General features: G+C 71.8%; 25 protein-coding genes and 1 pseudogene. 18 read left to right on the top strand and 8 right to left on the bottom strand.

All coding sequences use genetic code 11. The features are described 5' to 3' along the window. Positions 1–2 precede the first annotated feature (2 nt). The 10 genes from DSM26151_RS13140 to DSM26151_RS13095 all read left to right on the top strand — a co-directional run bounded on the left by DSM26151_RS13140 (position 3) and on the right by DSM26151_RS13095 (position 7,823). Positions 3–635 carry a hypothetical protein gene (locus tag DSM26151_RS13140; RefSeq protein WP_234659969.1) on the top strand — a complete coding sequence of 211 codons (633 nt, stop codon included), beginning with the start codon at positions 3–5 and terminating at the stop codon, positions 633–635. Between the two features lie 125 nt (positions 636–760). After that, positions 761–1,654, top strand: a complete 894-nt coding sequence (locus tag DSM26151_RS13135; protein WP_234659968.1) for a peptidoglycan-binding domain-containing protein — start codon at positions 761–763, stop codon at positions 1,652–1,654. Beyond that, on the top strand, positions 1,651–2,304 hold the full coding sequence (locus tag DSM26151_RS13130; RefSeq protein ID WP_234659967.1) for an ATP-binding cassette domain-containing protein: 654 nt from the start codon (positions 1,651–1,653) through the stop codon (positions 2,302–2,304). Before DSM26151_RS13135 ends, DSM26151_RS13130 begins: the two co-directional genes overlap by 4 nt. Beyond that, positions 2,291–3,355 (top strand): hypothetical protein, encoded by a 1,065-nt coding sequence (locus tag DSM26151_RS13125; protein ID WP_234659966.1) that lies wholly within the window; start codon positions 2,291–2,293, stop codon positions 3,353–3,355. Before DSM26151_RS13130 ends, DSM26151_RS13125 begins: the two co-directional genes overlap by 14 nt. An 88-nt stretch (positions 3,356–3,443) precedes the next feature. Further along, a complete protein-coding gene (locus tag DSM26151_RS13120) occupies positions 3,444–3,959 on the top strand; it encodes an RNA polymerase sigma factor (protein ID WP_234659965.1) in 516 nt (171 codons plus the stop codon). Further along, positions 3,941–4,897 carry a hypothetical protein gene (locus tag DSM26151_RS13115; RefSeq protein WP_234659964.1) on the top strand — a complete coding sequence of 319 codons (957 nt, stop codon included), beginning with the start codon at positions 3,941–3,943 and terminating at the stop codon, positions 4,895–4,897. The genes DSM26151_RS13120 and DSM26151_RS13115 overlap by 19 nt, the downstream gene beginning before the upstream one ends. A 125-nt stretch (positions 4,898–5,022) precedes the next feature. Continuing rightward, positions 5,023–5,373, top strand: a complete 351-nt coding sequence (locus DSM26151_RS13110) for a peptidase inhibitor family I36 protein (RefSeq protein ID WP_234659963.1) — start codon at positions 5,023–5,025, stop codon at positions 5,371–5,373. 22 nt (positions 5,374–5,395) lie between these two features. Beyond that, a complete protein-coding gene (locus DSM26151_RS13105) occupies positions 5,396–6,637 on the top strand; it encodes an IS256 family transposase (RefSeq protein ID WP_234659962.1) in 1,242 nt (413 codons plus the stop codon). Between the two features lie 414 nt (positions 6,638–7,051). Continuing rightward, complete coding sequence (arfB, locus tag DSM26151_RS13100; RefSeq protein ID WP_234659961.1) at positions 7,052–7,489, top strand: alternative ribosome rescue aminoacyl-tRNA hydrolase ArfB; 438 nt, start codon at positions 7,052–7,054, stop codon at positions 7,487–7,489. Positions 7,490–7,526: 37 nt separating this feature from the next. Continuing rightward, positions 7,527–7,823, top strand: a complete 297-nt coding sequence (locus tag DSM26151_RS13095) for a DUF503 domain-containing protein (RefSeq protein WP_234659960.1) — start codon at positions 7,527–7,529, stop codon at positions 7,821–7,823. A gap of 30 nt (positions 7,824–7,853) precedes the next feature. On the opposite strand, the gene hutI is transcribed toward DSM26151_RS13095, so the two are convergent. From hutI to hutH, 4 genes are all read right to left on the bottom strand, one after another. Beyond that, entirely contained in the window at positions 7,854–9,146 is a 1,293-nt protein-coding gene (gene hutI, locus DSM26151_RS13090; RefSeq protein ID WP_234659959.1) for an imidazolonepropionase, read from the bottom strand. Further along, a complete protein-coding gene (gene hutU / locus DSM26151_RS13085) occupies positions 9,143–10,864 on the bottom strand; it encodes a urocanate hydratase (RefSeq protein ID WP_234659958.1) in 1,722 nt (573 codons plus the stop codon). The genes hutI and hutU overlap by 4 nt, the downstream gene beginning before the upstream one ends. A 100-nt stretch (positions 10,865–10,964) precedes the next feature. After that, on the bottom strand, positions 10,965–11,957 hold the full coding sequence (locus DSM26151_RS13080; protein ID WP_234659957.1) for a M23 family metallopeptidase: 993 nt from the start codon (positions 11,955–11,957) through the stop codon (positions 10,965–10,967). A 619-nt stretch (positions 11,958–12,576) separates the two neighbouring features. Next, the gene (hutH, locus tag DSM26151_RS13075; protein WP_234659956.1) at positions 12,577–14,160 is read right to left on the bottom strand and encodes a histidine ammonia-lyase; all 1,584 of its coding nucleotides are present in this window, start codon (positions 14,158–14,160) and stop codon (positions 12,577–12,579) included. 81 nt (positions 14,161–14,241) lie between these two features. On the opposite strand from hutH, the gene DSM26151_RS13070 reads away from it, so the two are divergent. Then, the gene (locus DSM26151_RS13070) at positions 14,242–15,009 is read left to right on the top strand and encodes an IclR family transcriptional regulator (protein WP_234659955.1); all 768 of its coding nucleotides are present in this window, start codon (positions 14,242–14,244) and stop codon (positions 15,007–15,009) included. A gap of 51 nt (positions 15,010–15,060) precedes the next feature. On the opposite strand, the gene DSM26151_RS13065 is transcribed toward DSM26151_RS13070, so the two are convergent. Beyond that, positions 15,061–15,651, bottom strand: a complete 591-nt coding sequence (locus tag DSM26151_RS13065) for an antibiotic biosynthesis monooxygenase (RefSeq protein WP_234659954.1) — start codon at positions 15,649–15,651, stop codon at positions 15,061–15,063. Positions 15,652–15,703: 52 nt separating this feature from the next. Continuing rightward, positions 15,704–16,708 carry an alpha/beta hydrolase gene (locus DSM26151_RS13060; protein ID WP_234659953.1) on the bottom strand — a complete coding sequence of 335 codons (1,005 nt, stop codon included), beginning with the start codon at positions 16,706–16,708 and terminating at the stop codon, positions 15,704–15,706. Between the two features lie 195 nt (positions 16,709–16,903). Between DSM26151_RS13060 and DSM26151_RS13055 the strand changes: the two genes are divergently transcribed. Together DSM26151_RS13055 and DSM26151_RS15205 are read left to right on the top strand one after the other, a co-directional pair. After that, positions 16,904–17,176 (top strand): DUF7218 family protein, encoded by a 273-nt coding sequence (locus DSM26151_RS13055; protein ID WP_234659952.1) that lies wholly within the window; start codon positions 16,904–16,906, stop codon positions 17,174–17,176. Between the two features lie 25 nt (positions 17,177–17,201). Continuing rightward, positions 17,202–17,927 (top strand): annotated as a pseudogene (locus DSM26151_RS15205) (DNA topoisomerase IB); the annotation flags it as partial. A gap of 118 nt (positions 17,928–18,045) precedes the next feature. Here DSM26151_RS15205 and DSM26151_RS13050 read toward each other — a convergent pair. Together DSM26151_RS13050 and DSM26151_RS13045 are read right to left on the bottom strand one after the other, a co-directional pair. Next, a complete protein-coding gene (locus DSM26151_RS13050; protein WP_234659951.1) occupies positions 18,046–18,306 on the bottom strand; it encodes a hypothetical protein in 261 nt (86 codons plus the stop codon). A 127-nt stretch (positions 18,307–18,433) separates the two neighbouring features. After that, positions 18,434–18,961 (bottom strand): GNAT family N-acetyltransferase, encoded by a 528-nt coding sequence (locus tag DSM26151_RS13045; RefSeq protein WP_234659950.1) that lies wholly within the window; start codon positions 18,959–18,961, stop codon positions 18,434–18,436. A 285-nt stretch (positions 18,962–19,246) separates the two neighbouring features. On the opposite strand from DSM26151_RS13045, the gene DSM26151_RS13040 reads away from it, so the two are divergent. The 5 genes from DSM26151_RS13040 to paaZ all read left to right on the top strand — a co-directional run bounded on the left by DSM26151_RS13040 (position 19,247) and on the right by paaZ (position 26,610). Continuing rightward, entirely contained in the window at positions 19,247–21,205 is a 1,959-nt protein-coding gene (locus tag DSM26151_RS13040; RefSeq protein WP_234659949.1) for a DEAD/DEAH box helicase, read from the top strand. A 316-nt stretch (positions 21,206–21,521) separates the two neighbouring features. After that, the gene (locus DSM26151_RS13035) at positions 21,522–22,724 is read left to right on the top strand and encodes a thiolase family protein (RefSeq protein ID WP_234659948.1); all 1,203 of its coding nucleotides are present in this window, start codon (positions 21,522–21,524) and stop codon (positions 22,722–22,724) included. Further along, the gene (locus tag DSM26151_RS13030; protein ID WP_234659947.1) at positions 22,721–23,473 is read left to right on the top strand and encodes an enoyl-CoA hydratase/isomerase family protein; all 753 of its coding nucleotides are present in this window, start codon (positions 22,721–22,723) and stop codon (positions 23,471–23,473) included. Before DSM26151_RS13035 ends, DSM26151_RS13030 begins: the two co-directional genes overlap by 4 nt. A 68-nt stretch (positions 23,474–23,541) precedes the next feature. Beyond that, positions 23,542–24,354: a 3-hydroxyacyl-CoA dehydrogenase family protein gene (locus DSM26151_RS13025; RefSeq protein WP_234659946.1), complete on the top strand. Its 813-nt coding sequence runs from the start codon at positions 23,542–23,544 to the stop codon at positions 24,352–24,354. A gap of 132 nt (positions 24,355–24,486) precedes the next feature. Beyond that, positions 24,487–26,610 carry a phenylacetic acid degradation bifunctional protein PaaZ gene (gene paaZ / locus DSM26151_RS13020; protein ID WP_407650997.1) on the top strand — a complete coding sequence of 708 codons (2,124 nt, stop codon included), beginning with the start codon at positions 24,487–24,489 and terminating at the stop codon, positions 26,608–26,610. Positions 26,611–26,625 lie beyond the last annotated feature (15 nt).

Raw genomic sequence — 26,625 nt, 5'->3', positions numbered from 1 at the left:
GTGTGGCTGGCCGCGCTGGACGTGTTGCTGGTGCTGTCGGCGCGCTCCTGCTGATCGCCGGGCTAACAGCATGCTCGCCGGAGACATCCGGTAACGGAAGCGGACCGTATGCAGCCGAGTTCGAGCAGGCGCGCCGGAACGCGGTGACGGATTTTCAACGTGAGGTGCTCAGCGACGATCAGATCACGGATGCGGAGTTCCGTGAGGTTCGGCAGCGGTATGTCGACTGTGTCGCGGACGCGGGGATGTATGTTGTGGCACAGCCGAACGGGCAGTACGACTTCTCGCCCGGACCGGCCAACGCGGAGCAGGTCGCGGCGGAGCGGCGGTGCTCTGATGAGACCACGTACGTGATCGAGCCGCTCTACTACCAGCTTCAGGTGAATCCTGACAATGAGGATTTCAGTGCGTTGATCGTGGAGTGTCTGCGGCAGCAGGGTGTGGTCGATGACGCTTTCACCAAGGAGGATTGGGATCGCTTCGTGAACGCGTTCGCAGCCCAGTTCAATGCGGCGGACGGTGCGGCGGCTGGGGAGGCGACGGTGCCGCCGTCGGATCTGCCGACGCTTCCGGGAGGGGTTGCGATGGATGACCCCCGCGTGCAGCAGTGCTCGAGCAACCCGCTGGCACTGTGAGCAGGGGTCTGAGGTGGGGGGTCCTCCTCACAGTTCTTGCCCTCGCGGTCGGTGGGCTGGTCGGGGCGTTGTTGCTGCCGCCGCTGCTGCCGCCGTCCGCGGAGGGGGTGGAGGGGCCCCGTGCGGTGCCGGTGACCGAGCGGGTGTTCGATGATGCGCACACGGTCGCGGCCGTGCCGGAGTTGTCGCGTGAGGTGTCGGTGGTGCTCAGCGGTCCCGGCGGCATGGTCACGGCCTCGTCGTGCGCGCCGGGTGCGGTGGTGAAGGCCGGTGATCATCTGCTCAGCGTGGATGGTGTGGTTCGCATCGCGGTCGTGACGGATGTGCCGCTCTGGCGGGATCTGGGCTTCGGGATGGAAGGCGCGGATGTCGAGGGGTTGCAGCGGGCGCTGGTCGAGCAGGGCAATGAGCTGAGCGTTTCAGGCAGGTACGGGTGGGATACCGTCGCCGCGGTCGAGGCGATGCAGGACGCGGCACGTGTGGAACCGACCGGGCGAATCGCTCTGGATCGGGTGCAGTGGGTTCCGGCCGGCGTGGGAGCGGTCGCATCGTGCGAGGTGGGTGTGGGCCTGGCCATCGGCTCTGGCAGTCCGGTGCTGGTCGCCGGCGGGACGCTGGTCGGGTTGTCGCTTCCGGGCGCGGAGGGTGAGCTGCCGGGGCGGTCCTATGTGGCGGTGGCTGGCGAGGTCGTCGTGCCGATCGGGGCGGATCGGCGGGTGACCGATCCGGCGCTGATGAGCGCGGTGGCCGCGACGACCGCGTTCGCCGAGTGGGTGAAGGATCCGGTTGGTGGGGTGGCTGTCCTGGTTCGTCTGGCTGAGCCGATCGCCGCGATCGGGATACCGCCTTCGGCGGTGGTGGTCAGCGATGCCAGGACCGGTTGCGTGGTCCTCGGCGGCGAGCAGACGGTGGCGGTCGAGGTCCTCGCCAGCGAGCTCGGCACCGTCTTCGCGGTGCCCGAGCGCCCGGTGGATCGCGTCATCGTTCCGGCTGCGAAAGTGACAGCTTCGTGCGGGTGAGGGCTGTTGATCTCGCCTTCGCCCACCCCGGTGCCGCGACCCTGTACGAGGGGTTGAGTTTCGAGGCGGCCGGTGGTGAGTTGATCGCGCTGACCGGCCCATCCGGGTCCGGCAAGTCGACCCTGCTGTCCATCCTCGGCGGCTGGCTGGAACCGACCCACGGCGTCCTCGAGACCACAGGTGTGCAGCGGCTCGCGCTCGTCCCGCAGAACCCGTACGGGGTGCCGGGCCGTACCGCTGTGGATCACGTCAGCCTTCCGCTGGTCGCTCGCGGGTCGACGAGATCCGACGCGACCCGGATCGCGCGTGAGTATCTCGGGTTGCTGAAGCTGGAGCACGCCGCGGACCGGCCGTACCGGATGCTGTCCGGCGGTGAGCGTCAGCGGATGCTGCTCGCTCGTGCGCTCGCCTCGAAGCCGGACCTGCTGCTCGTCGACGAACCCACCGCGCAACTGGACGCGACGGCCGCCGCCGAGGTGTGCGACGCGCTGGCCGGACTGCAACATCACGGGGTGCTCATCTTCGTCGCCACGCACGACACCCGCGTCGTCACCGTGTGCTCGAGCGTCGTCGACCTGCTCACGGTAGCGCCCGCCGCGCCCCCAGCCGGCCGGATCGGAAGGAAGAGGTGCGGGCGTGAGGTTGCGTGAGGTGTGGCGGGAAGCCGCCCACAACTTCGGGTCCGGAGCGAGCCACGGACTGGTGTCCACGTTCGCGTTCCTCGCCATCGCGGTCTGCCTCGGCAGTGTGGCCAGCCGTGGGGTCGTGGATGTCACGGCGGATGCCGTCGCGTTCCGCGACTCCGGCGCGTCGGTGTTCCGCATCGACGCGCCCGACGACATCGACGGTCAGGCATGCGACGCGCTCGCACAGGTCGACGGTGTCGACGCTGCCGGAGCCACCCGCACGGGTTCGCCCCTGAGGTTCGCCCTGCTGCCAGACCTTCCTACGCCGTACTACGACGCCACGCAGGGGATGGCGCGCCTGCTCGATCTCCGCAACCGCGCGGCAGGTCTGTTCGTAGATGCCGAACTCGCTGAATCGCTCGGCCTCGGCGACGCCCCGAGCAGCTCGTTCCTCGTCGGGCAGGAGGCATCGACGGCGATCGCAGCCACGTTCGACCACCCCGATGACGGCCGGGACTCCACCCTGAGCGGCGCGGCGATCGGCGTCACCGCCGACGGCGAACCATTCGATGCGTGTTGGGTGCGCTTCTGGCCCCCCAACGACAACCCGCTCGAGATCATGGGCACCGTCATCGCGACTCCCGGCGGAACAGCGGAAGCCGCGCAATGGAACCCAACACTCGGACGCACCCTCGACCCCCGCGAAACGTTCACCGCGCTGCCCAACACCGCCCTCACGATCGCCGCAGCGCTCATCGCCGCGGCCCTCGCCTTCGTCGGCGTGCGGCTGCGCCGCCTCGAACTCGCATCCGCCCGCCACGTCGGGGTCTCGCGTGCGTCACTGATCGGCATCGCCCTCGCCGAAGTCGCGATCTGGCTGATCCCCGCATGCGTGCTCACGCTCACCGCACTGGCCTTCACCGCGACCTGGCACAACCCAGACCCACCGGCAGCGGCATGGCTCGCCGGCGCCCGCATCGTCATCGCCGCATCCGCCGCATGGCTGCTCACCACCGCCCTCACCACGGCCGCCGTTCGGGAAACCCACCTCGTCCGCTACTTCCAACAACGCTGACCCCGCTGGCCGGTAACGTTCGGCGGGCGTGCGGAAACAGTTGAGAATGTGAGGGTGATCTCCGCAGCCGTGTCGACGTCGGGTCGACATGGTTGACGGCGCGTTCCAGGAGCTGTTCCGTACGTATCATCCGGTGATCGTGGCGGCGGCGTTCAACCGGTTGAACGACCTGTCCGACGCCCAGGACGCGGCCGCGGAGGTGTTCGCCCAGGCATGGCGGCGGCGGGACGCGGCCGACCACGTGTTCACGATCGAATGGTTGTACATCACCCTCCGCAACGTCGTGGGCAACCACTACCGGAGCCGCACCCGACACCACAGGCGCGTCGAACGAGCGGGCCGACATCACCCCACCCCGGTGGATGCGGCTACGGATGCGGTGTTGGATGTGCGGGCGGCGGTGAACCGGTTGGGGCCGGCGGATCGGGAGTTGATCTGGATGGCGTACTGGGAGGACCTGTCCCGGGAGGAGATCGCCCGGATCCTCGGCTGCACCCCGGCGACGTTGCGGGTTCGGTTGCATCGGGCCCGGAAGAAACTGCAGGACGCCCTCAGCGAGGACGCAACGAACCCGGAGGAGGTGTCATGGACGAGTTCGAACTGACCAAGCGCCTCGAGCAGGCCCGCCCGGCCCTGCCCCGCCGCGGCGACCCGCTCACCCCGGCGGCAGCATCGACCATGCAGGAGATCATGACGGGCCGTGTGCAGCCGCAGCGGCCGCGGCGGTCACCGATCTACCTCTCCGTCGCCGCAGCACTCGCGGTGCTCCTGACCGTCGCGGTGGGGATGCTCACGGCGCGGCCGGCGCCGGTCTATGCCACCGCGACGCCGCCGCTGCTCACGGTCACCCCGGTTGAGGGAACGTCGAAGGATCTGCTCATGCGGCTCAGCGAGGAACTGCCCGACACCCCGGCGGCCGAGTCGATCCGGTTCCAGTCCTGGGCCCTCGCCCTGACCATCGGGGACGAAGGGGTGGTCGAGTCGGTTGCCGTCGAACCCGAGGTCCGCGTCGTCGAGCACCGGCCGGAGGGCTCCCGGATCGAGGTGCGCCGCGGCGAACCCTACGACTCGGACGGCAACAAGATCCGAGTCGATGGGTACCAGGTCGGGGAGCTGATTTGGGAGCAGGACTTCCCGCCCGGGGAGTTCCCGTACGTGTTTGCCGAACCCCCGACGGATGCTGCCGCCTACCCCGAGTTCCTCCAGGCCGGCTCGGGTGTGCCCGATCCGACCACCGGGGACTACCTGAACCTCGTACATGACCTGCTCGGTGAGCGTGCGCTGACCGGAGCGCAGACCCGGGCGGTACTCGAGTTCCTCGCCACCCTGCCCGACCTCGAGGTCGAAGGACGTGTGGCCGATCGGCTCGAACGGACCGGGATCTCCTTCACCACCGACAGCCGAGCCCCCGGCGAGTACGTCGAACGGATCATCATCTCCGACACCGGACTGGGCATCCTCTCCTCCGAGACCACCTATGTGGGAAACGACCGCACGGACATCCAGGCCCCCGCGGTCGTCAGCTACACAGCCTGGGAATGAAAGGCTCTCCCCTGCACGCAACCCGAATCGTCGCAGCGTTGGTCTTCGCTGCGGCGTTGACCATCCCACCCGCTCAGTCCGCGACGGCCTCCGAGTCAGATGTTCAGGCGCGCATCGACCAAGTCATGGCCGACTACCCGGACGGCGTCCAAACCGCGCCCAACGAAGTGAGCTGGGAAGACGGACAAGTCATCCTGACCGTCGTCGATCCCGACGCCCCGACCACGCGCGCGATCGGCAGCTGCGTTACAGGCACGCACTGCGTCTACTCGGGAAGCAACCTGACCGGTTCGAAGCTCACCTTCAGCACATGCACCACCCAATCCGTCGCTCCTCTGGGCGGGCCGGTGAAGTCGATCGCAAACGCACGGTCCTCCGTCACCGTCCGCGCCTATAGCGACCTCGGCGCGCTCGGCTCAGTGGCCGGGACTGTCAGAGAAACGGTGGATCTGGGTTCTGGCCTGACCGAAAGGTGAGGCAGTGAGTCAGACAAGCGAGATGATCGATCCCGTGACGGGAGAGATCATCGATCAGCAGGAAATCGCGGAGCAGTTGCTCGCGCAGGCGAGGGAGCAGGGCGTGAGCCTGGTCGGCCCGGACGGGCTGTTGGCCGGGTTGACGAAGACAGTGCTGGAGACCGCGCTCGAGGCGGAGATGACCGAGCACCTCGGGTACGAGAAGCACGGGTCCGGCTCGGGTGAGAACGCACGCAACGGCACGAGGTCGAAGACGGTGCTGACCGAGGTCGGTCCGGTCCAGATCGAGGTACCCCGGGATCGCGACGGGTCGTTCACGCCGGCGATCGTGCGTAAGCGTCAGCGCCGGCTGGACGGGATCGATGAGATCGTGCTCTCGTTGACCGCACGCGGTCTGACGACGGGTGAGGTCGCCGCGCACTTCGCCGACGTGTACGGCGCGTCGGTGTCGAAGGACACGATCTCGAAGATCACGGACAAGGTGATCGAGGAGATGACGGAGTGGTCCAACCGGCCGCTGGATCGGTTCTACCCGGTGGTCTTCATCGATGCGCTGGTCGTGAAGGTCCGGGACGGGCAGGTGCGGAACAAGCCGTTCTACATCGCGATCGGCGTCAGTGTGAACGGGGAGCGTGACATCCTCGGGATCTGGGCCGGCGCTGACGGCGGCGGCGAGGGTGCGAAGTTCTGGCTCGGTGTGCTGACCGAGATCAAGAACCGGGGTGCCGAGGACGTCGGCATCGTGGTGTGCGACGGGCTGAAGGGCCTGCCGGAATCGATCACGACGTGCTGGACCGAAGCGACCGTGCAGACGTGCGTGATCCATCTGATCCGCAACACGTTCCGGTACGCGTCGCGGGCGCACTGGGAGGAGCTCGCCCGCGACCTGCGTCCGGTGTACACCGCCTCGACAGTGGACGCGGCGTGGGCGAGGTTCGAGGAGTTCGAGCAGAAGTGGGACCGGTACCCCGCGATCGGCAAGCTCTGGCGCAACGCGTGGACCGAGTTCATCCCGTTCCTGGACTGGGACCTCGAGATCCGCAAGGTGATCTGCACGACGAACGCGATCGAGTCGCTCAACGCCCGCTACCGGCGAGCCGTCCGAGCGCGCGGGCACTTCCCGAACGACGCCGCCGCGCTGAAGTGTCTCTACCTCGTCACCCGGTCGCTTGACCCGACGGGCAAGGGCAGGGCACGCTGGATCACCAGGTGGAAGCCCGCACTGAACGCCTTCGCGATCGCATTCGAAGGCCGAATCAACTAATGCGCCAGACCAGATCCACCGTTAATCTGACAGACCCTCACCTGGATAGTTGACCACATCGGTCGATCCGAATCCGACGGTCGTGGCGAGGGGCCGGCACGAGCGGTCGCTCCCCGCCCGGTAGCCGGTCGGTCGGCGACGCACCAGCGATCGCGTTCTGCTCACGAGTGCAGGCGACTTCGGGAAGATCCGTGCACTTGACCTCAGGCACCGAAACAAGCCGCGCGGGACCACAGTTGGGCGAATTCGCAGATGACCCGCCCGATGAGATTCGCAATGAGGGTGCGTCAACTGCGACGCGTCGACGAGGCATCCGGCGATGCGGTGACGGCCGGTGTTCGCGGGCGCGAGTCGGTTTCGATCAGGGCCCGACGATCGGGCCTCGTGGGGCGCGCGAGCGAGGATGATGGATCCATGCCTGCGGTCCATCGTCCCGGCCTTCGGGTCGGCTCGGCGCTCACGATTCCCGAGTCCGAGCTGACCTGGCGGTTCTCGCGGTCCTCCGGGCCCGGCGGGCAGGGCGTGAACACCGCCGACTCCCGGGCCGAACTCGTGTGGGATGCGGCCGGCTCCGCAGCCCTCTCCCCGGTGCAGCGCGAGCGACTCCTCGCACGACTGGGCCCCCGCCTGGTCGACGGGGTGCTCACGATCACGGCCTACGAGCACCGCTCGCAGCTGCGCAACCGGGAAGCTGCTCGTGCGCGGCTCGCCGACGTGGTGGCCGACGCGCTGCAACCGCCGTCGCCGACGCGACGCCCGACGAAGCCGGGTCGCGGTGCCCGGGAACGGCGGCTGGAGGCGAAGAAGCGGCGCACCGACGTCAAGCGCCTGCGCCGCCCGCCCGACGACTGACTTCGCCGGGGGCACGCCCGCGTGCGAGGCTTGCCCCATGTGGATCGGGTGGATCGAGTTCGACCTGCTCCTCGGCGACGTGCATTCCCTGAAACAGAAACGGGGTGTGCTGCGCCCGGTGCTCGCGGAGCTGAGACGGGTCACCGAGGCATCCGTCGCCGAAGTCGGCGAGCACGACCTGCATCGGCGCGCCGTCATCGGCCTGGGCGTGGTCGCAGCGGATGCCGGTCACGCGACCGACGTGCTCGACCGCGCCGAACGGCTCGTCGCGGCGCGGCCCGAGCTCACCTTGCTCTCCGCCCGGCGGAGGCTTCGCACGAGCGACGACGACTGACGAGCGACGACGAGTAGCGGATGCCGCGGCTCACGCCACGCGGACGCCGTCCTTCCACGTCTCCGCGATGAGCGGGACGCCCGGCCGGTAGGCCACGTGCACATGGCTCGGTGCGTCGAGCACCGCGAAGTCGGCGCGTGCGCCGACGCGGAGCGCACCGACATCCGTTCGCCTGAGCGCGGCGGCGCCGCCCGCGGTCGACGCCCACACCGCCTCGGCGGGCGTCATGCCCATCTCGCGCACCGCGACCGCGATGCAGAACGGCATCGAACTCGTGAAGCTCGACCCGGGGTTGCAGTCGCTCGCGAGGGCGACGGTGACGCCCGCGTCGATCAGGCGTCGCGCGTCGGGGTAGGGCTGCCGGGTCGAGAACTCGACGCCGGGCAGGAGCGTCGCGACGGTGGAAGAGCCGGCGAGGGCCGCGACATCCTCGTCGGACAGGTAGGTGCAGTGGTCGACGGATGCCGCGTCGAGCTCGACGGCCAGCCGGACTCCCGGCCCCTCGCCGAGCTGGTTGCCGTGCACACGCACGCCGAGTCCCACGGCGCGGCCCGCCTCGAGCACCCGGCGCGACTGCTCGGCGGTGAACGCGCCGCGCTCGCAGAACGCGTCGACCCAGCGCGAGTGCGGCGCGCACGCCGCCAGCATCTCGCCGACGACGAGGTCGACGTACGCGTCGGCGCCCGGGCCGTCGGGCTCGCGGAACTCGAAGGGCACCACATGCGCGCCGAGGAATGTGACCTCGTCGGTGACCTCCGCCGCGAGCCGTGCCAGCCTGGCCTCGTCGGTCACGCTCAGCCCGTAGCCGGTCTTGACCTCGAAGGTCGTCGTGCCCTGCCGGCGCAGCTCGGCGAGGAAGCCCGCGAGCCGGGCGCGCAGTTCGTCGTCGGTCGCCCCGCGCGTCGCCGAGACGGTCGAGCGGATGCCGCCGGCCTCGTATGCGCGTCCGGCCATACGTGCCGCGAACTCGTCGGCCCGGTCCCCGCCGAACACCAGGTGCGTGTGGCTGTCGACGAAGCCGGGGATCACGGCCCGCCCGCCGAGATCGACGATCTCGACATCGGCGTCCCACGCGGCGCGGTGCTCCTCGCCCTCGCGGCGGTCCTCGCGCTCGTGTCGCGCGGCGTCGCCGGCGGTGGCAGCAGCGCCGGAGGGGGCATGGACCGCCGGGCCGACCCACGCGACGCGGCCGTCCTCGATGAGGACGGCCGCGTCGCGTACGATGCCGAGCTCGTCGCCCTCCCGGTCGTCGCCCGGGTCGTTGGTGACGAGCTCCCCGATGTTCGTCAGAAGCATCCGCCGCACCGCACCGTTGTCCGTCATGCGTCCATCATGGGCACGTTCAGTCCGCGTTCGCGAGCGACCTCGACGGCCCGGTCGTATCCGGCGTCGACGTGGCGCATCACACCCGTGCCGGGGTCGTTGACGAGCACCCGCGCGATCTTCTCGGCCGCGAGGTCGGTGCCGTCGGCGACCACGACCTGGCCGGCGTGGATGGAACGGCCGATGCCGACGCCGCCGCCGTGGTGGATCGACACCCAGGTCGCGCCCGACGCGGTGTTCAGCAGCGCGTTCAGCAGCGGCCAGTCGGCGATCGCGTCGGAACCGTCGGCCATCGACTCGGTCTCGCGGTAGGGCGAGGCGACCGAGCCCGAGTCGAGGTGGTCGCGGCCGATGACGACGGGCGCGGAGAGCTCGCCGGAGGCGACCATCTCGTTGAACTTCAGGCCCGCGAGGTGGCGCTCCTGATAGCCGAGCCAGCAGATGCGCGCGGGCAGCCCCTCGAAGTGCACCTTCTCGCCGGCCTGCTCGATCCAGCGGCGCAGGTGCGCGTCGTCGGGGAAGAGCTCGAGGATCGCGCGGTCGGTCGCGGCGATGTCGGCCGGGTCGCCCGAGAGCGCCGCCCAGCGGAACGGCCCCTTGCCCTCGGCGAAGAGCGGCCGGATGTAGGCGGGCACGAAGCCGGGGAAGTCGAACGCGTGCTCGTAGCCGCCGAGCTCGGCCTCGCGGCGGATCGAGTTGCCGTAGTCGAACACCTCGGCGCCACGCGCCTGGAAGCCGACCATGGCCTCGACGTGCCTGGCCATCGACCTCCGTGACCGCTCCGTGAACTCGTCGGGGTCGGATGTCGCGAGGGCGTGCCACTCGGCGACCGACACCCCCTCCGGAAGGTACGACAGCGGGTCGTGGGCGCTCGTCTGGTCGGTCACGATGTCGATCGCGACGCCGCGCTCGAGCAGCTCGGGGAAGACGGATGCCGCGTTGCCGACGACGCCGACGCTCAGCGCGCGGCCGTCGGCCTTCGCGGCGAGCACGCGCTCGACCGCGGTGTCGAGCGAGGGCGCGACCTCGTCGAGGTAGCCGTGCTCGACGCGGCGGGCGAGGCGCGTCTCGTCGACATCGACGATGAGCACGGCGCCGCCGTTCAGCGTCACGGCGAGGGGCTGTGCGCCGCCCATGCCGCCGCAGCCCGCGGTGAGCGTGAGGGTTCCGGCGAGGCTCGCGCGCGCGGCATCCGCTTCGCTCAGGCCACGCTTGGCCGCGAGCGACCGGGCGACTGCGCCGAAGGTCTCGTACGTGCCCTGCAGGATGCCCTGCGTGCCGATGTAGATCCACGACCCGGCGGTCATCTGGCCGTACATCGTCAGCCCCAGCTGCTCGAGGCGACGGAACTCCGGCCACGTGGCCCAGTCGCCGACGAGGTTCGAGTTCGCGATGAGCACGCGCGGCGCCCACTCGTGCGTGCGGAACACGCCGACCGGCTTGCCGGACTGCACGAGCAGGGTCTCGTCGGGTTCGAGCTCGCGGAGGGTGCGGGTGATCGCGTCGAACGCCTCCCAGTTGCGGGCGGCCTTGCCGGTGCCGCCGTAGACGATGAGGTCCTCCGGACGTTCGGCGACCTCGGGGTCGAGGTTGTTCATGAGCATGCGCAGCGGCGCCTCGGTCTGCCAGCTCTTCGCGGAGAGCTCGGTGCCGTGCGCGGCGCGGACGGTGCGGGGGCCGGCGACGGCGTCGGCCCGGGTGGATGCGGCGGTGGTCATACTCCGATCCCACACCCTTCCGATGCATGCGACAACGGATGCCACAGGCCCGGCGTCCGGGATCCCGGACGCGCCCCGCAGGGTGCTCGTGTCGCCGCGGCTACCCGAGGTCGACGCCGCGCGCCGCCATGAACGGCATCGCGTCGGTCGCGGCACCATCGAGGCGGACCTCGAAGTGCAGGTGGCAGCCGGTCGACGCGCCCGTGCTGCCGATGGCCCCGATGAGTTCGCCCGCGGCGACCGACTGGCCGACGTCGACGAGGACGCCGCCGTCGCGCAGGTGCGCGTACCCGGTCGAGACGCCGTCGCCGTGGTCGATGAGGATCCAGTTGCCGTACGAGCCGTTCGGTCCGGCCGCCACGACCCTGCCGTCGGTGGCCGCGAAGACGCCGGTGCCGCACTGGGCCGCGAGGTCGGTTCCGCGGTGGAACTCGTTCACGCCCGGAAGCGGCTTGTCCGGGCGCGGCCCGAATCCGTCGGTGACCGACCCGAACACCGGCCCAGCCCAGCCCTGATCGCTCAGCTGACCGGCGTCGGTCGGGATGTTCTCGAACGCGATGAGGTCTTCGGACGCGAGTCGCGTCTGCGCGCCGTTGAGTGAGGCACGGGCGGCGGTCACCGCGCCCTTGGCCTTCACGACATCGTTCTCGAACCGTTCGATCGGGATCGCGTCGACGGCCGCCCAGGCGGCGTCGGCGCGCTCATCGGCGGCGTCGGCGTCGGCGGCACGGCGTTCGGCGATCGTGCGGAGCCGTTCGGAGTCGCCCGTGAGCCTCTGGACGCGGTCCATGCCGGCGAGGCCCGCGAGCAGGTCGTGGCCCGAGCCGAGGGCGGCACCGAGCGAATTCAAGGCCGCGCCGTCGCCCTCGACGGCATCGAGGTAGACGCTCGCCGCGGTCTCCGCGATGCGGCGGGAGTCGGCTGCGCGCTCGTCGAGGCGCTCGGCGACCTCGCGAGCGACGGCCTTCGTCGACCGCGCGGACTGCAGCGCCGACTCGGCCGTCCGGAGCTCGGCCATCGCACGCTGGAGCTTGATGCGCAGGCCCGACATCGCCGACGAGCCGGTGCCGGCGCCACTGCTCGGGGTGCTCACGATCCGGGCGACCGGTCCGTCGCCGACGAGGACGAATGGCGCGGTGACACCTGGCGTGGGTGCCGGGGTGGGTGCGGGAGCCGGTGTCGGTGTGGGCGTCGGCGTGGGCGTCGGCGTGGGCGTGGGCGTGGGCGTGGGGGTCGGCGTGGGTGTCGGTGTCGGTGTCGGTGTCGGCGTGGGCGTCGGCGTCGGTGTCGGCTCGGGCGTCGGCGTCGGTTCCGGCGTCGGTTCCGGGCTGGGCTCGGTCGTCGGAGGGGGCTCGGGAGTCGGGTCCGGCGCCGGAGGATCGGGAGTGGATGTCGGGTCGGTGGGCCCGGAGGTCGTGCCATCCGCTTCGGTCGCGACCGTCGTCGTGTCGACCTCTGACGCCGTCGCCGGAGCGATCGACGAGACGCTCAGGAGCAACGCTCCCGCGAACATCGCGAGCGCGAAGGAGCACCTCCGGGCGGGTCTCGCTCGGAACGGGTCTCGCTCGTCTGCGTCTCGACTTTGGAACATAGGGCTTCCTGTTGCCGGCAGCGGCGCCGGCACTCCCCAAGTCTGCCCGCCCGTGGCGCGCGCGCACAACCTCCGGCGCGGATTCACCGCCCCCCGTTCGGGGCGCAGCGCGCCCGACCGCTCAGGAGAGCGTCGCGCTCTCCGAAGCGAGCGCGGCGATCCTGCCCGAGCGCACGGACTCCACGAGCGCCTCGATCTCGGGCGAGAGGAACCGGTCCGGGCCCGGGACCGCGCCGGAATCGGCGACGTGCCGCGCGACCGCACCGGTGGCCGGGCCGGCTTCCAGCGGGGCCCTGAGGGCCAGGCCCCGCGCGGACGTCATGACCTCGATCGCGAGGACGCGCGTCAGGCCATCGAGGGCGCGGCGGAGCTTGCGCGCAGCCGCCCAGCCCATCGACACGTGATCCTCCTGCATGGCCGACGACGGGATCGAGTCGACCGACGCGGGCGCCGCGAGGCGCTTGAGCTCCGAGACGATCCCGGCGGCGGTGTACTGCGCGATCATGAGCCCCGAATCGACGCCCACCTCGTGCGCCAGGAACGGCGGCAGGCCGTGGTTGCGCGCCTGGTCGAGGAACCGGTCGGTGCGGCGCTCGCTCATCGAGGCGACATCCGCCACCGCGATCGCGAGGAAGTCGAGGACGTACGCGACGGGTGCGCCGTGGAAGTTGCCGTTCGACTCGACGCGCCCGTCGGGCGTGAGGACCGGGTTGTCGACCGCGCTCGCCAGCTCGGCGTCGGCGACGGATGCCGCGTGCGCGAGCGTGTCGCGGGCCGCGCCGTGCACCTGGGGCGCGCAGCGCAGCGAGTACGCGTCCTGCACGCGCGTGCACTCGGGCCCCTTGTGGCTCGCGACGATCGGGGAGCCGGAGAGCAGGTTCCGCAGGTTCGCCGCGGACACCGCCTGGCCGCGCTGCGGCCGGAGCGCGTGCAGGTCTGCTGCGAAGACGGCGTCGGTGCCCAGGAGCCCTTCGACGCTCATCGCCGCGGCGACGTCGGCCGTGGTCATCAGCATCCGGAGGTCGTGGACGGCGAGTGCGAGCATGCCGAGCATGCCGTCGGTGCCGTTGATGAGGGCCAGGCCCTCCTTCTCGCCGAGGTGGAGGGGCGCGATGCCGGCCGCGGCGAGGGCCGAAGCGGCATCCGTCGCCGGGGTGTGGCCGGCTTCGGAATCGGTGCCGCGCACGCGCACCTCTCCCTCGCCCATCGCGACGAGCGCGCAGTGCGCGAGCGGAGCGAGGTCGCCCGAACAGCCGAGCGAGCCGTACTCGCGGACGACCGGGGTGATCCCGGCGTTCAGGATCGCGGCGTACGTCTCGGCGGTTTCGCGGCGCACGCCCGTGCGCCCGGTCATGAGCGTCGACAGGCGCAGCAGCATGAGCGCGCGCACCACCTCCCGCTCGACCTCGGGGCCGGACCCGGCGGCGTGCGAACGCACCAGGCTCGCCTGGAGCTGCGCGCGGCGATCCTCGGCGATGAACGTCGTCGCGAGCGCTCCGAACCCGGTGGAGATGCCGTAGTGGGGCTCGGGGTCGGCGGCGAGCCCGTCGACGATCGCGCGGCTCGCGGCGACCGCCTCGAGCGCGGCGGGGTCCAGGTCGACGCGGGCGTCGTGGCGGGCGACGGCGACGACATCGTCGATCGTGAGCGGTCCGGTGCCGACGGTGACGGATGCCGCGGTGCGTGCGGGCGCGATCATGCTCATGTTCCGATTCCACCGCGCATCCGGCCGCGGCGGAACTCGGGAGAGTACGCTTCCGTCCGGGATGCCGGACGGAGGGCGTGCATGAGCGAGGCGAGCAAGGTGCCGGCCGCCGACCAGACGCTGCGGATCCTCACGCACCTCGCGTCCCAGCGCGGCCCCGTCCCCGCTGCATCGATCGCGAGCGCGCTCGGGCTGCCCCGCTCGACGACGTACCAGCTGCTCGCGGTGCTCCAGGAGCGCGGGTTCGTCGTGCACCTGCCGGAGGAGCGCAGGTACGGGCTCGGCGTGGCCGCGTTCGAGCTCTCGAGCGGGTTCAGCCGCCAGCAGCCGCTCACGCGGCTCGGCCGACCGCTCGTCGCCGCACTCGTCGACCGGCTCGGCGAGTCCGGTCACCTCGCGGTGCTGCACGGCCGCGACGTGCTCTACCTCGTCGAGGAGCGCGCCCCGCGCCGGCCGTCGCTCGTCTCGGACGTCGGCGTGCGGCTGCCCGCCCACCTCACGGCGTCCGGTCGCGCGATGCTCCAGGCGCTGCCGCCCGCGCAACTGCGCGCGCTCTACCCCGATCGCGCCGCGTTCGCCGAGCGGGCGTCGTCCGAAGCCGCGTGGAGCTACTCGCGCCTGAAGGCCGTGCTCGCCGAAGCGCGGGCGTCGGGCGTCGCGGGCGAGCACGGCGAGGTCACCGACGGGCTCGCGTCCGTCGGGGCACCCGTGCTCGACCACCTCGGATGGCCCGCGGCCGCCATCGCCGTGACGTTCGCCGAGGGATCGCCGAGCGACCTCGTCGAGGCGGCGACCGATGCGGTGCGGGATGCGGCGTCGACCCTGTCGCGCCGGATCGGCGCGCGCTGACCGGCGCACGCTGACCGGCGCACTCTGACCCGCGCGCTCAGCCCGGCGCGCTCAGCCGGGATTCGGTGCGAGCCAGCCGCGGAGCATGCGCGTGACCCAGGGGAGCACCCAGTAGGTCATGATCGGCGTGAGCACGAGCGTCGTGGCCAGCACACGTGCGGCGAGCGGCACGCCGTCCCACCACGGCAGGAGCGCGACGAGCAGCGAGAACGCGAGGTTCACCGGGAAGAACCCGAGCCAGATCGCGACCGCCTGCTTCCACCGCGGCGGAGCCGCCGGCACGGGCGCCGAGCCCGAGGCATCCGTCACGGTCGGCGTCGAACCCGTGGCCGGGTCGTCGAACCAGCCCTCGATCCCCGTGCGGCGCTTCGCGCGCTCCGCGCGCACGAACCCGCGCCCCATCTCGAGCCACCACGTGCGCTCGGGCGAACGCTCCCAGGCGTCGAGCGTCTGCTCGTCGGCGAACCGGTACAGCATGTGCCAGACGTCCGAGCCCTCGCCCGCCCGCACCCAGCCCGACCCGAGGAAGCCCGGGTAGCGGTTCGCGAGATTGACGCCGGTCTGCGCCCACACGGTCGCCTCGGCGATCCGGTCGGGGTCGACCTCGCGCCGGATCGACACGGTGATCGGTTCGCTGCCCATGCCTCAATGCAAGCGCATCCCCGCTGCGAGGAGGCTGCGCGGGAGCCGGGCCTCAGCCGAGGTGCTCGTGGAGGAACGCGGCGACCCGCTCCCGAAGCGGCGCGTCGAGGATGCCGATCGAGTGGTGCCCGCCCGGCACGACCACGAGTTCGGCATCGACCGCGGACGCGGCCAGCGTCGCCGCGAGCCGCTCCGACTGGGCGAGGGGGATGATCTCGGATTCCGCGTGGGCGACGAGGAACGGCGGGTCGGTCGGGTCGACCCAGGCGGTCGGGGAGGCCTCGATCGCCTGCGGGCACGCGTCGTCGGGCGTGCCGGGGGCGCAGCCGAGGAAGTCGCCGACGATGCCCCGCAACCAGTCGGAGGCGCCGTCGGCGTCGAGTTCGGGAAGGCCCAGGCCGACCGGTCCGGACAGCTCGACGACCGCGGCCACGCGCGATCCGGCGTCCAGCGGCCCCTCGCCGAGCGTCCCCACGAGCGCGGCGAGGTGCCCGCCCGCGGAACCGCCGAAGACCCCGATGCGTGCCGGGTCGACTCCGAACCGCTCGAGCTGCTCGGGCTCGCGCAGCCACCCGATCGCCGCCGCGACGTCGTCGACCTGGGCCGGGTGGAGTGCGTCGGGCACGAGGCGGTAGTTGACGGATGCCGCGACGAAGCCCTCACTCGCCAGCCACAGGCAGACGTTCCGCCAGTCGTCGTTGGCCTTGTCGCCGCGAGCCCAGCTTCCCCCGTGGACGGAGACGACGGCGGGCTGCGCCCCGATCGGGGTGACCGCCGGGCGGCACACGTCGAGTGCGAGGAGCGTCCCGTCCGGCGCGACGCCGTACTCGAGGTCGGCGTCGACCCGCAGCCCTGCGGGCGCCTCGAAGGTGCGGATGCCGATGCGCTCGGTGCCCGCGACCTCGCTCGCTGCCTTCCGTGCGGACGGGTCGAGCTCGCGCACCGGCTGGTGGAACGCGGAGACGGCGACGGCGACCGCGATGGCGGCGGCCACGGCGAGCGCGATCCGCACCGGCCGGCGCCGCCTGACGCCGCGACCGTCGGGTTCAGGGGACATGGGTGGGGGCTCCGGGTCGGGGGTGAGGGCGATGCTACCCCACGGGTGCCCGCCCCGCGTCACCGGATGGAACGGTGTCGGTGCAGCCCGGAAGCTCCGCGTCAACCCCTTCGGGCGCCATCGTCCGGCGCGTAGCATGAGCCGCATCGGGGCGCGTCGCTCGAAGAGCGGCGACGCGAGACGAGAGGGGGCCGCATGCCGGGCGATCGACGTGGTGGGAACTCGCTGAAGGACCCGGAACTCTACGAGGAGCTCCGCGACGACGGCGCGTCGAAGGAGAAGGCCGCTCGCATCTCGAACGCGGCCGCAGCCCGGGGCCGGAGCGCCGTCGGCCGCACGGGCGGCCAGTCCGGCAGCTACGACGACTGGACCGTCCCCGAGCTGAGGAAGCGCGCCAAGGAGCTGGGACTGACCGGATACAGCGGCATGCGCAAGGGCGAGCTGATCGACGCCCTCAGGAACCACTGAGGGCGACGAGCACCGAGGGCGACGGATGCCGCGACTGCGACGCGTCGAACCGTACGCGTCCCCAGGGCTCATCCGCCGGCGCAGCGGCCGGGGATTCACCTATCGACGCGCCGACGGGACGGTCGTCGGGCGTACGGAACGCGCCCGGATCGAGGATCTCGCGATCCCGCCCGCGTGGACGGACGTGTGGATCTCGTCGGCCGCGAACGCCCACATCCTCGCGGTCGGCGTCGATGCGGCGGGGCGGAGGCAGTACCTCTACCACCCGATCTGGCGGGAGCGCCAGGATGCCGAGAAGTTCGAGCGGATGGTCGCGCTCGCCGAGGTGCTCCCCGGGGCGCGTCGCAGCGTTCGCCGCGACCTCGTGCTCGACGAGTTGCTTCGCGACCGCGTGCTCGCGGCGGCGTTCCGGACGCTCGACCTCGGCGCCATCCGCATCGGTTCGGAGGAGTCGCTCGCATCCGCGCGCAGCCGGGGCCTCACGACCCTCCTCGTGCGCAACGCACGGCTGCACGGCGTCGACACGATCCGGCTGCGGTTCCGCGCGAAGGGCGGGATCGCGCAGGACGTCGTCCTCGAAGACGCCGCACTCGCCTCCTTCGTGGACGGCATGGCCGGGCGCTCACCGGCCGCTCGCCTCTACGCGTTCGCCGACGGGCGGCGCATGCGGCCGCTCGGGCCGGCCGACGTGAACGAGGACATCCGGGCCCGCACCGGCGGCGAGTTCACCGCGAAGGACTTCCGGACCCTCCGCGGCACGATCGCCGCCGCCGACCGGCTCGCCGAGATCGGCATCGCGGAGACGGCTCGTGCGGCTGATGGACGACGCCACGGGCTGACCCGGCGGTGCGACGCCGCGCGACGCCGTCTCACCAGCGGATCGAATGGGTCCAGCCCGCGAGGTACGCGCGCTCGTTCTCGGTCAGCCGCACGGGCCGCAACGGGATCTCCCGCTCGATCTCGCACAGGTCGAAGATCCGCCGCACGACGACCCGACGCAGCGGAGCCGAGACGTCCTCGAGCACCTCCGACTGCAACGGTCGCTCGAGCATCGGCCACCACTCGCCGATCGGCGGAAGCTCGGAGGATTCGGACGGCAGGTCGTCGACAGGATCCGGGAACGTCTTCACCGCTCGACCTCCGATCCGGCGCCGCACTGCGCGCCTCCGTGCGCTCGAGGCGCTTCGGTTGCGCTCGAGCCAACCGTACGCACGCTCGCCGCGGACGGGTAGGGGGTTGACAGGTTCCGCGGGCGCGCTACTCGCCGACGGCGAGGGGGAGGTCGGTGAGCGGCGCCGCACCGAAGCCCAGCAGCGACTTCGCCATGCACACGCTCGCGGGGACCCCGACGTACCGACCGAACGGATCCACACGCCGGTAGCCGTGCTTGGCGTACAACGCCTGCGCGGCGAGGTGCGCCGTACCGGTCTGCAGCACGAGCTCGCGGACACCGCGCGCCATGGCATCCGTCTCGGCCCGCATGAGCAGCAGCGCCGCGATCCCGCGCCCGCGGAACGCCTCGTCGACGAACAGCCGCGCGAGTTCGGCACGGCCCGCACCGTGCTCGACGTCCTCGATGAGGGCCACCAGGCCGATTGCCGCTCCGTCGTCGGCGCGGGCGACGTAGATGCTCACGCCGGTCCGGTCGAGTTCGCTGAGCTCGAGCTGCACGTTCGTCTCGCCGGCCGGGTACAGCGAATGCGCGTACGCGGCACCGCGCTCGAGCAGCTGCGGGATACCGGCCGCATGAGGCGATTCGACGGAGATCGACGGCGTTGTGGTCACGTCGAAATCGTACGCGATCCGCGTTACCGCTCCGTTACGTTCCGGGCGGGGAATGCGCGCTGTCAGGCGGATTCACAGGGCGCCTCCGGTATCGTCGACGAGTCGGTTCAGGACACCGCGCCGTGCGCGGTTCTCATGTAGTCCAGTGGGCCGGTCCTCCACGCGAGGTGCGCGGAGGAGATCACACCGTATGTGAACGGCCCCGGATGCCTCCGGGTTCCCAGTCGTGCCGCGCGTGACGCGCAGCCGGTTGCCACGTACTCGCAACCAGGAAGCAGAACACCCATGTCAAAGAACCGGAAGCCCGCAGGCGGGCGCGTCGCCAGAGATTTCGACCCCGCCCGAGGCGGGAGCGGCGGGCGCCGCGGACCCGGACGCACGGGCGCGAGCTCGCAGAAGTCGGGGTCGCAGAAGGCCGGCTCGCGCAGCCCGAAGCACCGCGGATACCGCCCCGAGGACGCCGAATCCACCAAGGCGCCGCGCTGGTCGCGCGACGAGCGGGTCGCGAAGGGGCGTTCGCCGCACCGCGCTGACCGCCCCGGCCGCGACGAGCGCCCGAACCGCGACGACCGCGCGGGCCGGTACGACCGCCCGAACCGCGACGACCGCGCGAACCGCGACGACCGCGCGGGCCGGTACGACCGTGACGAGCGTGCCCCGCGCCGGTTCGATCGCGACGAGCGCGCGCCCAGGAACGAAGGCCGGTACTCCCGCGATGAGCGCTCGCCGCGCGGCGAGCGCGGGCACGGCCGGGACGAGCGCGCCCCGCGTCGTGACCGTGACGAGCGTGCCCCGCGCCGGTTCGAGCGCGACGAGCGCGCCCCGCGCCGCGACCGCGACGAGCGCGCGCCGCGCCGCGACCGGGATGAGCGTGCGCCGCGTCGCGACCGGGAGTTCGATCGCCCCGGCTTCCGCGACAGCGGCCGTCGTCCGTCGACGTTCTTCCCCGAGCAGCGGCACGCGAACGAGCAGCGCCGCACCCACGAGCAGCCCCGCACCCAGCGCTTCGAGCCGGGCGATGACGTCGTGCTCGACCGGCTCCAGGCCGAGGCGATCACCGCAGACGCGGTCGACGGGGTCGGGTTCGCCGACCTCGGACTCGGCCGCAACGTCGTCGACGCGCTCGCCGGGCTCGGTGCGGCGACCCCGTTCCCGATCCAGGCCGCGACGATCCCCGTCGTCCTCGAGGGGCGCGACGTGCTCGGCCGCGGACGCACCGGTTCCGGCAAGACCATCGCGTTCGGTGCGCCGACCGTCGAGCGCCTCATGCAGGACTGGGCCGCGACCGGCAAGGCGGGCGGCAAGCGCCAGGTGGGCAGGAAGCCCCGCGCCCTGATCCTCGCGCCGACGCGCGAGCTCGCCCTGCAGATCGACCGCACCGTCCAGCCCATCGCGCAGAGCGTCGGCCTCTTCACGACCCAGATCTACGGCGGCGTCCCGCAGGGCCGCCAGGTCGGCGCGCTGCAGCGGGGCGTCGACATCGTCATCGGCACCCCGGGCCGCATCGAGGACCTCATCGAGCAGGGTCGCCTCGACCTCTCCGAGATCAGGATCACGGTGCTCGACGAGGCCGACCACATGTGCGACCTCGGGTTCCTCGAGCCGGTGCAGCGCATCCTCCGCCGCACCGCCGAGGGCAGCCAGAAGCTGCTGTTCTCCGCGACCCTCGACACGGGCGTGGCCGCGCTCGTCGACGAGTTCCTGGTCGACCCGGCCGTGCACGAGGTCGCGGGCGAAGACCAGGCCTCGAGCACGATCGAGCACCGGGTGTTCGTCATCGACAACCGCGACAAGCGCGACATCGTGGCGAGCCTCGCCGACCGCAACGGCAAGACGCTGATCTTCTCGCGCACCCGCGCGTTCGCCGAGGAGCTCGCCCTGCACCTCGAGGACGCCGGCGTCTTCGCCGTCGCCCTGCACGGCGACCTGAACCAGGCCAAGCGCACGCGCAACCTGCAGCAGCTGACGAGCGGCCGGGTCGATGTGCTCGTCGCGACGGACGTCGCCGCCCGCGGCATCCACGTCGACGACATCGACCTCGTGATCCAGGCCGACGCGCCCGACGAGTACAAGACCTACCTGCACCGCTCGGGCCGCACCGGTCGCGCGGGGCGCGAGGGCCGTGTCGTGACGCTCACGACCCGGCACCGCCAGCGCCGGCTCTCGGAGCTGCTCGGTCGCGCCGAGATCGAGGTCGAGTTCGAGGATGTCAGGCTCGGCGACGAGGTGCTCTCGAACCTCTGATCGCCGACCTCGGGGGTCAGCGCCGCCGCGGCGACTGCGGAAGCGCCGCGGCGGTCGCTCCACCCGACTCGTCGAACCGATTCATCCTGCGTCCTCGGTGAGCATGCGCATGAGGAGGAAGCAATATGCACTTTCTGCATATTGCTTGCGGCATCGACCTCCTGATCGGCGAAGACGTTCCGCACGTGCCGGGAGACACTCGACTGGCGGGCGCGCCATCCGTTTGCCATACTTACTTTCTGAACGTTCGGTTGGTAAATCGGTACCGCGAGTCGGGGCCGCCATCCGAGGCATGACGACGCAGTCAGGAGGCGGCATGGCGGAGGCCTACCTCGTCGGCGGGGTTCGCACCCCGGTCGGGCGCTACGGGGGTGCGCTCGCGAGCGTTCGACCCGACGATCTCGCGAGCCTCGTCGTCGGCGAAGCCGTCCGACGCGCCGGGCTCGACCGGGCCGCGATCGAAGCGGGCGCGATCGACGAGATCATCCTCGGCGCCGCCAACCAGGCCGGCGAAGACAACCGGAACGTCGCGCGGATGTCGGTGCTGCTCGCCGGGCTGCCCGACTCGGTCCCCGGCATCACCGTCAACCGGCTCTGCGCTTCGGGCATGTCGGCGATCACGATGGCCGCACAGGCGATCCGCGCGGGCGACGCCGACCTCATCATCGCCGGCGGCGTCGAGTCGATGACCCGCGCGCCCTGGGTCCAGGCCAAGCCCGAACGTCCCTGGGCGAAGCCGGGCGACGCGTACGACACGTCGATCGGATGGCGCTTCGCCAACCCCGCACTCCTGGCGCGCGACAAGGCGACCTTCTCGATGCCCGAGACCGCCGAGGAGGTCGCACGCGTCGACGGCATCACGCGTGAGGACGCCGACGCATTCGCCCTGCGCAGCCAGCAGCGGGCCGCCGCCGCGATCGACGCCGGCCGCTTCGAAGCCGAGATCGTCGGCGTGCCGACCCCGAAGGGCGAGGTGCTCGTCGACGAGGGGCCCCGGCGTGACACCACGCTCGAGGTGCTCGCCGGACTCCGGCCGGTCGTGAAGGGCGGCAGCGTCGTCACCGCGGGCAACGCGAGCTCGCTCAACGACGGCGCGAGCGCGATCGTCGTCGCGAGCGAAGCCGCGATCGAGCGCTACGGGCTCACGCCGCGCGCCCGCGTCGTCGTCGGCGCCTCGGCCGGCCTCGCCCCCGAGATCATGGGCCTCGGGCCCGTGCCCGCGACCGAGAAGGCGCTCGCACGATCCGGCGTCGCGCTCGACGAGATCGGCTCGGTCGAGCTCAACGAGGCGTTCGCGACGCAGTCGCTCGCGAGCATCCGCCGACTCGGACTCGACCCCGACCGCGTCAACGCCGACGGCGGCGCGATCGCGCTCGGCCACCCGCTCGGCTCCTCCGGCGCGAGGCTCGTCGTGACCCTCCTCGGCCGCATGGAACGCGAGGGCTCGCGCTACGGACTCGCGACGATGTGCGTGGGCGTCGGGCAGGGCAGCGCCATGATCGTCGAGGGGGTGCGATGAGCGAGGCGGATGCCGCGGGGGTGCTCCGCGTCGAGCGAGGCGCCGACCGCGTGGTCGCCGTGCTCGATCGCCCGGAGAAGCGCAACGCCATCGACCAGGCCACGATCGACGCGATCCACGCGCTCTGCGCGGAGCTCGAGGCCGAACCGCGCACGCTCATCCTCACGGGCGCCGGCCGGGTGTTCGCCTCCGGGGCCGACATCGCGCAGTTGCGCGAACGACGCGCCGCCGACGCGCTCGCGGGCATCAACGCCAACGCGTTCGTGCGCGTCAACGAGCTACCGATGCCCGTCATCGCCGCGATCGACGGTTGGGCGCTCGGCGGCGGCGCGGAGCTCGCCTACGCCGCCGACATCCGCATCGCCACGCCCGACGCGAAGTTCGGCAACCCCGAGACCGGGCTCGGCATCATCCCCGCCGCCGGTGCGACCTGGCGGCTGAAGGAGATCGTGGGCGAGGCGCGCGCGAGCGAACTGCTGCTCACCGGCCGGATCATCGACGCCGCCGAGGCGCTCTCGATCGGCCTCGTCACGGGCGTGCACCCGGCCGCAGACCTGCTCGCCGGCGCGCACGCGATCGCCGATCGCATCGCGAGGAACGATCCCGCGGCGACCATCGCGACCAAGCGCGTGCTGCGCGCACCGCGCAGCGAGCACCCGCAGGTCGACCTCGAGGAGCAGTCGGTGCTCTTCGAGAGCCCGGAGAAGCACCGACGCATGACCGAATTCCTGGAGAGGCGCGCGAAGTGAGCACGCGAGATCGGGGCGGAGCACGCCCGGCAGCACCTGCGCGAGTCGGGGTCCTCGGCGGCGGACGAATGGGCGCGGGCATCGCGCATGCGTTCCTGCTCGCCGGGTCGGAGGTCACGGTCGTCGAACGCGACGACGCGGCCGCCGATGCCGCCCGCGCCCGCGTGCTCGACTCGGTGGCGGCATCCGTCGCCCGTGGCACGACCGACGAACCCGCCGACACGCTCGCCGCACGCCTGCGCACCGCCACCGAGGTCGCCGCCTTCGGCGGCGCCGACCTCGTCGTCGAGGCCGTCCCGGAAGACCTCGACCTCAAGCTCGACGCGCTCACGCGCGTCGAGGCGGTGCTCGGGGCGGATGCCGCACTCGCGAGCAACACGTCCTCGATCTCGATCGACGTGCTCGCCGACCGTCTCGAACGACCCCGGCGGTTCCTCGGCATGCACTTCTTCAACCCGGTCCCGGCGTCGACGCTCGTCGAGGTCGTGCGCGGCACCGCGACCGACGGCACGCTCGTCGAGGAGGCGCGCGGCTGGGTCGACGCGATCGGCAAGACGCCGATCGTCGTGCACGATGCGCCGGGGTTCGCGTCGAGTCGGCTCGGCGTCGCGCTCGGGCTCGAGGCGATCCGCATGCTCGAGGAGGGCGTGGCATCCGCCGAGGACATCGACACCGCGATGGTGCTCGGCTACAAGCACCCGATCGGCCCCCTGCGGCTGACCGACCTGGTCGGGCTCGACGTTCGCCTCGGCATCGCCGAGTACCTGGCGGGCGAGCTCGGCGAGCGCTTCGAACCGCCCGCCCTGCTGCGCCGCATGGTCGCCGAGGGCAAGCTCGGCCGGAAGACCGGCGAGGGGTTCCACGTCTGGGACGCGCAGTGAGGCTGCGGCGGCCCCATGGTGTGCGCCGACCCCGCGGTCTGCGCCGGTTCGGCGGCGACTGCGCCAACCGTACTGGCGCGGGCCGCGCGAAGTGGTGCAGCGGCGCGGCGCGAACCGCATGACGCGAACCGCATGACGCGTACGGCACGACCGAACAAGGAGAGAGAACCGATGACCGAGATCCTGCCCAGCTACGTGCGCGACGCCTGGTGGACCCCCGATGCGTCGGCCGCGGCATCCGCTGCCGAGGTCCGCGACGCGTCGACCGGCGACGTCGTCGCGCGGGTCTCGACCGAGGGACTCGATCTCGCCGCGGTGCTCGAACACGCACGCACCGTCGGGCAGCGCAGCCTCGGCGAGCTGACCTTCCACCAGCGCGCCGTGCTGCTCAAGCAGATGGCGCTCGTGCTCACCGAGCGCAAGGCCGAACTGTACGAGCTGTCGGCCCGCACCGGTGCGACCAAGCGCGACTCGTGGATCGACATCGACGGCGGCATCGGCGTGCTGTTCACCTACTCCTCGAAGGGCCGCCGCGAACTGCCCAACGGCAAGGTCGTCATCGACGGGCCCGTCGAACCGCTCTCGAAGGACGGCTCGTTCATCGGCCGGCACGTCTCGACCCGGCTGCCCGGTGTCGCCGTGCAGATCAACGCGTTCAACTTCCCGGTGTGGGGCTCGCTCGAGAAGTTCGCGCCCGCCTTCCTCGCGGGCATGCCCACCGTGGTCAAGCCCGCGACGCCGACCGGGTACCTCGCCGAGGCGTTCGTGCGGATCCTGGTCGAGTCGGGACTGCTGCCCGCGGGTTCGCTGCAACTCGTGTCGGGCGGCATCCCCGGGCTGTTCGACCACCTGCGGCTCGGCGACCTCGTCGGCTTCACCGGGTCGGCGTCGACCGCCGAGCGCCTGCGCTCGCACGAGAGCGTGCAGACCGGCGGCGTGCGGTTCACGAGCGAGACCGACTCGATCAACGCGTCGGTGCTCGGCACCGACGCCGTGCCCGGCACGCCCGAGTTCGACGCGTACATCGCGCAGCTCGTCCTCGAGATGACCTCGAAGGCCGGCCAGAAGTGCACGGCGATCCGCCGGGCGATCGTGCCCGAGGCATCCGTCGACGCCGTCATCGACGCCGTCCGCGACCGCCTCGCCGCGAAGGTGGTCCTCGGCGACCCGCGTGCCGAGGGCGTGACCATGGGCCCGCTCGCCTCGCTCGCGCAGCGCGACGAGGTGCTCCGGCAGGTCGCGCGGCTCCAGGGCGCCGGCGGCGAGGTCGTCGTCGGCTCGACCGAGCGCCCGGAGGTGGTTCGCGCCGACGGATCGACGGGTGATGCGGGCGACGGCGCGTTCGTCTCGCCCGTGCTGCTGAAGTTCACGGATGCCACGGCCGAGGCGGTGCACGATGTCGAGGCGTTCGGCCCCGTGGCATCCGTCATCGGCTACGGCTCGCTCGACCAGGCGGTCGACCTCGTCGCACGCGGAGGCGGCTCGCTCGTGACGAGCGTCGCCACGCACGATCCGGACGTCGCGGTCGCACTCGCGTCCGGGATCGCCGCGATGAACGGCCGCCTCCTCTTCCTCGACCGCGACGACGCCAAGACCTCGACCGGTCACGGCTCGCCCGTGCCGCACCTCGTGCACGGGGGACCGGGGCGCGCCGGCGGCGGCGAGGAGCTCGGCGGCATGCGTTCGGTGATGCACCACATGCAGCGCACGGCCGTGCAGGGCTCGCCCGCGATGCTGACCGCGCTCACGGGTGTGTGGCACTCGGGCGCTGCGGCCCGGCCGTACGCGGAGTCGGGCGACGTGCATCCGTTCCGCAAGTCGCTCGCGGAGCTGCGCATCGGCGACCAGGTGGCGTCGCCGTCGCGCACCGTCACGCTCGAGGACATCGAGACGTTCGCGAACTTCACGGGCGACACCTTCTATGCGCACATGGACGAGGCGGCGGCCGCCGCGAACCCGTTCTTCCCGGGCCGGGTCGCGCACGGGTACCTGCTCGTGTCGTGGGCCGCTGGGCTGTTCGTGGATGCCGCGCCCGGCCCGGTGCTCGCGAACTCCGGCCTCGAGAACCTGCGCTTCATCACGCCGGTCTCGCCGGGCGACGAGATCCGCGTCGAGCTGACCGCGAAGCAGATCACTCCGCGCGAGACCGACGAGTACGGCGAGGTGCGCTGGGATGCCGTGCTGAGGAACCAGGACGACGAACTCGTCGCGACGTACGACGTGCTGACGCTGGTCGCGAAGCAGCAGGCGGCGTAGAGCGCGCCGGACCCG

Source organism: Agromyces marinus, assembly GCF_021442325.1.
GTDB lineage: Bacteria > Actinomycetota > Actinomycetes > Actinomycetales > Microbacteriaceae > Agromyces > Agromyces marinus.
This window is presented reverse-complemented; position numbering and strand designations above follow the sequence as displayed.

Coding starts and splice junctions, on each gene's coding strand:
- DSM26151_RS13120 (WP_234659965.1), top strand. CDS start 3,444: ATGGTTGACGGCGCGTTCCAGGAGCTGTTCCGTACGTATCATCCGGTG.
- DSM26151_RS13115 (WP_234659964.1), top strand. CDS start 3,941: ATGGACGAGTTCGAACTGACCAAGCGCCTCGAGCAGGCCCGCCCGGCC.
- DSM26151_RS13110 (WP_234659963.1), top strand. CDS start 5,023: ATGGCCGACTACCCGGACGGCGTCCAAACCGCGCCCAACGAAGTGAGC.
- DSM26151_RS13105 (WP_234659962.1), top strand. CDS start 5,396: ATGATCGATCCCGTGACGGGAGAGATCATCGATCAGCAGGAAATCGCG.
- arfB (WP_234659961.1), top strand. CDS start 7,052: ATGCCTGCGGTCCATCGTCCCGGCCTTCGGGTCGGCTCGGCGCTCACG.
- DSM26151_RS13095 (WP_234659960.1), top strand. CDS start 7,527: ATGTGGATCGGGTGGATCGAGTTCGACCTGCTCCTCGGCGACGTGCAT.
- hutI (WP_234659959.1), bottom strand. CDS start 9,146: ATGACGGACAACGGTGCGGTGCGGCGGATGCTTCTGACGAACATCGGG.
- hutU (WP_234659958.1), bottom strand. CDS start 10,864: ATGACCACCGCCGCATCCACCCGGGCCGACGCCGTCGCCGGCCCCCGC.
- hutH (WP_234659956.1), bottom strand. CDS start 14,160: ATGAGCATGATCGCGCCCGCACGCACCGCGGCATCCGTCACCGTCGGC.
- DSM26151_RS13070 (WP_234659955.1), top strand. CDS start 14,242: ATGAGCGAGGCGAGCAAGGTGCCGGCCGCCGACCAGACGCTGCGGATC.
- DSM26151_RS13065 (WP_234659954.1), bottom strand. CDS start 15,651: ATGGGCAGCGAACCGATCACCGTGTCGATCCGGCGCGAGGTCGACCCC.
- DSM26151_RS13060 (WP_234659953.1), bottom strand. CDS start 16,708: ATGTCCCCTGAACCCGACGGTCGCGGCGTCAGGCGGCGCCGGCCGGTG.
- DSM26151_RS13055 (WP_234659952.1), top strand. CDS start 16,904: ATGCCGGGCGATCGACGTGGTGGGAACTCGCTGAAGGACCCGGAACTC.
- DSM26151_RS13040 (WP_234659949.1), top strand. CDS start 19,247: ATGTCAAAGAACCGGAAGCCCGCAGGCGGGCGCGTCGCCAGAGATTTC.
- DSM26151_RS13035 (WP_234659948.1), top strand. CDS start 21,522: ATGGCGGAGGCCTACCTCGTCGGCGGGGTTCGCACCCCGGTCGGGCGC.
- DSM26151_RS13030 (WP_234659947.1), top strand. CDS start 22,721: ATGAGCGAGGCGGATGCCGCGGGGGTGCTCCGCGTCGAGCGAGGCGCC.
- DSM26151_RS13025 (WP_234659946.1), top strand. CDS start 23,542: ATGGGCGCGGGCATCGCGCATGCGTTCCTGCTCGCCGGGTCGGAGGTC.
- paaZ (WP_407650997.1), top strand. CDS start 24,487: ATGACGCGTACGGCACGACCGAACAAGGAGAGAGAACCGATGACCGAG.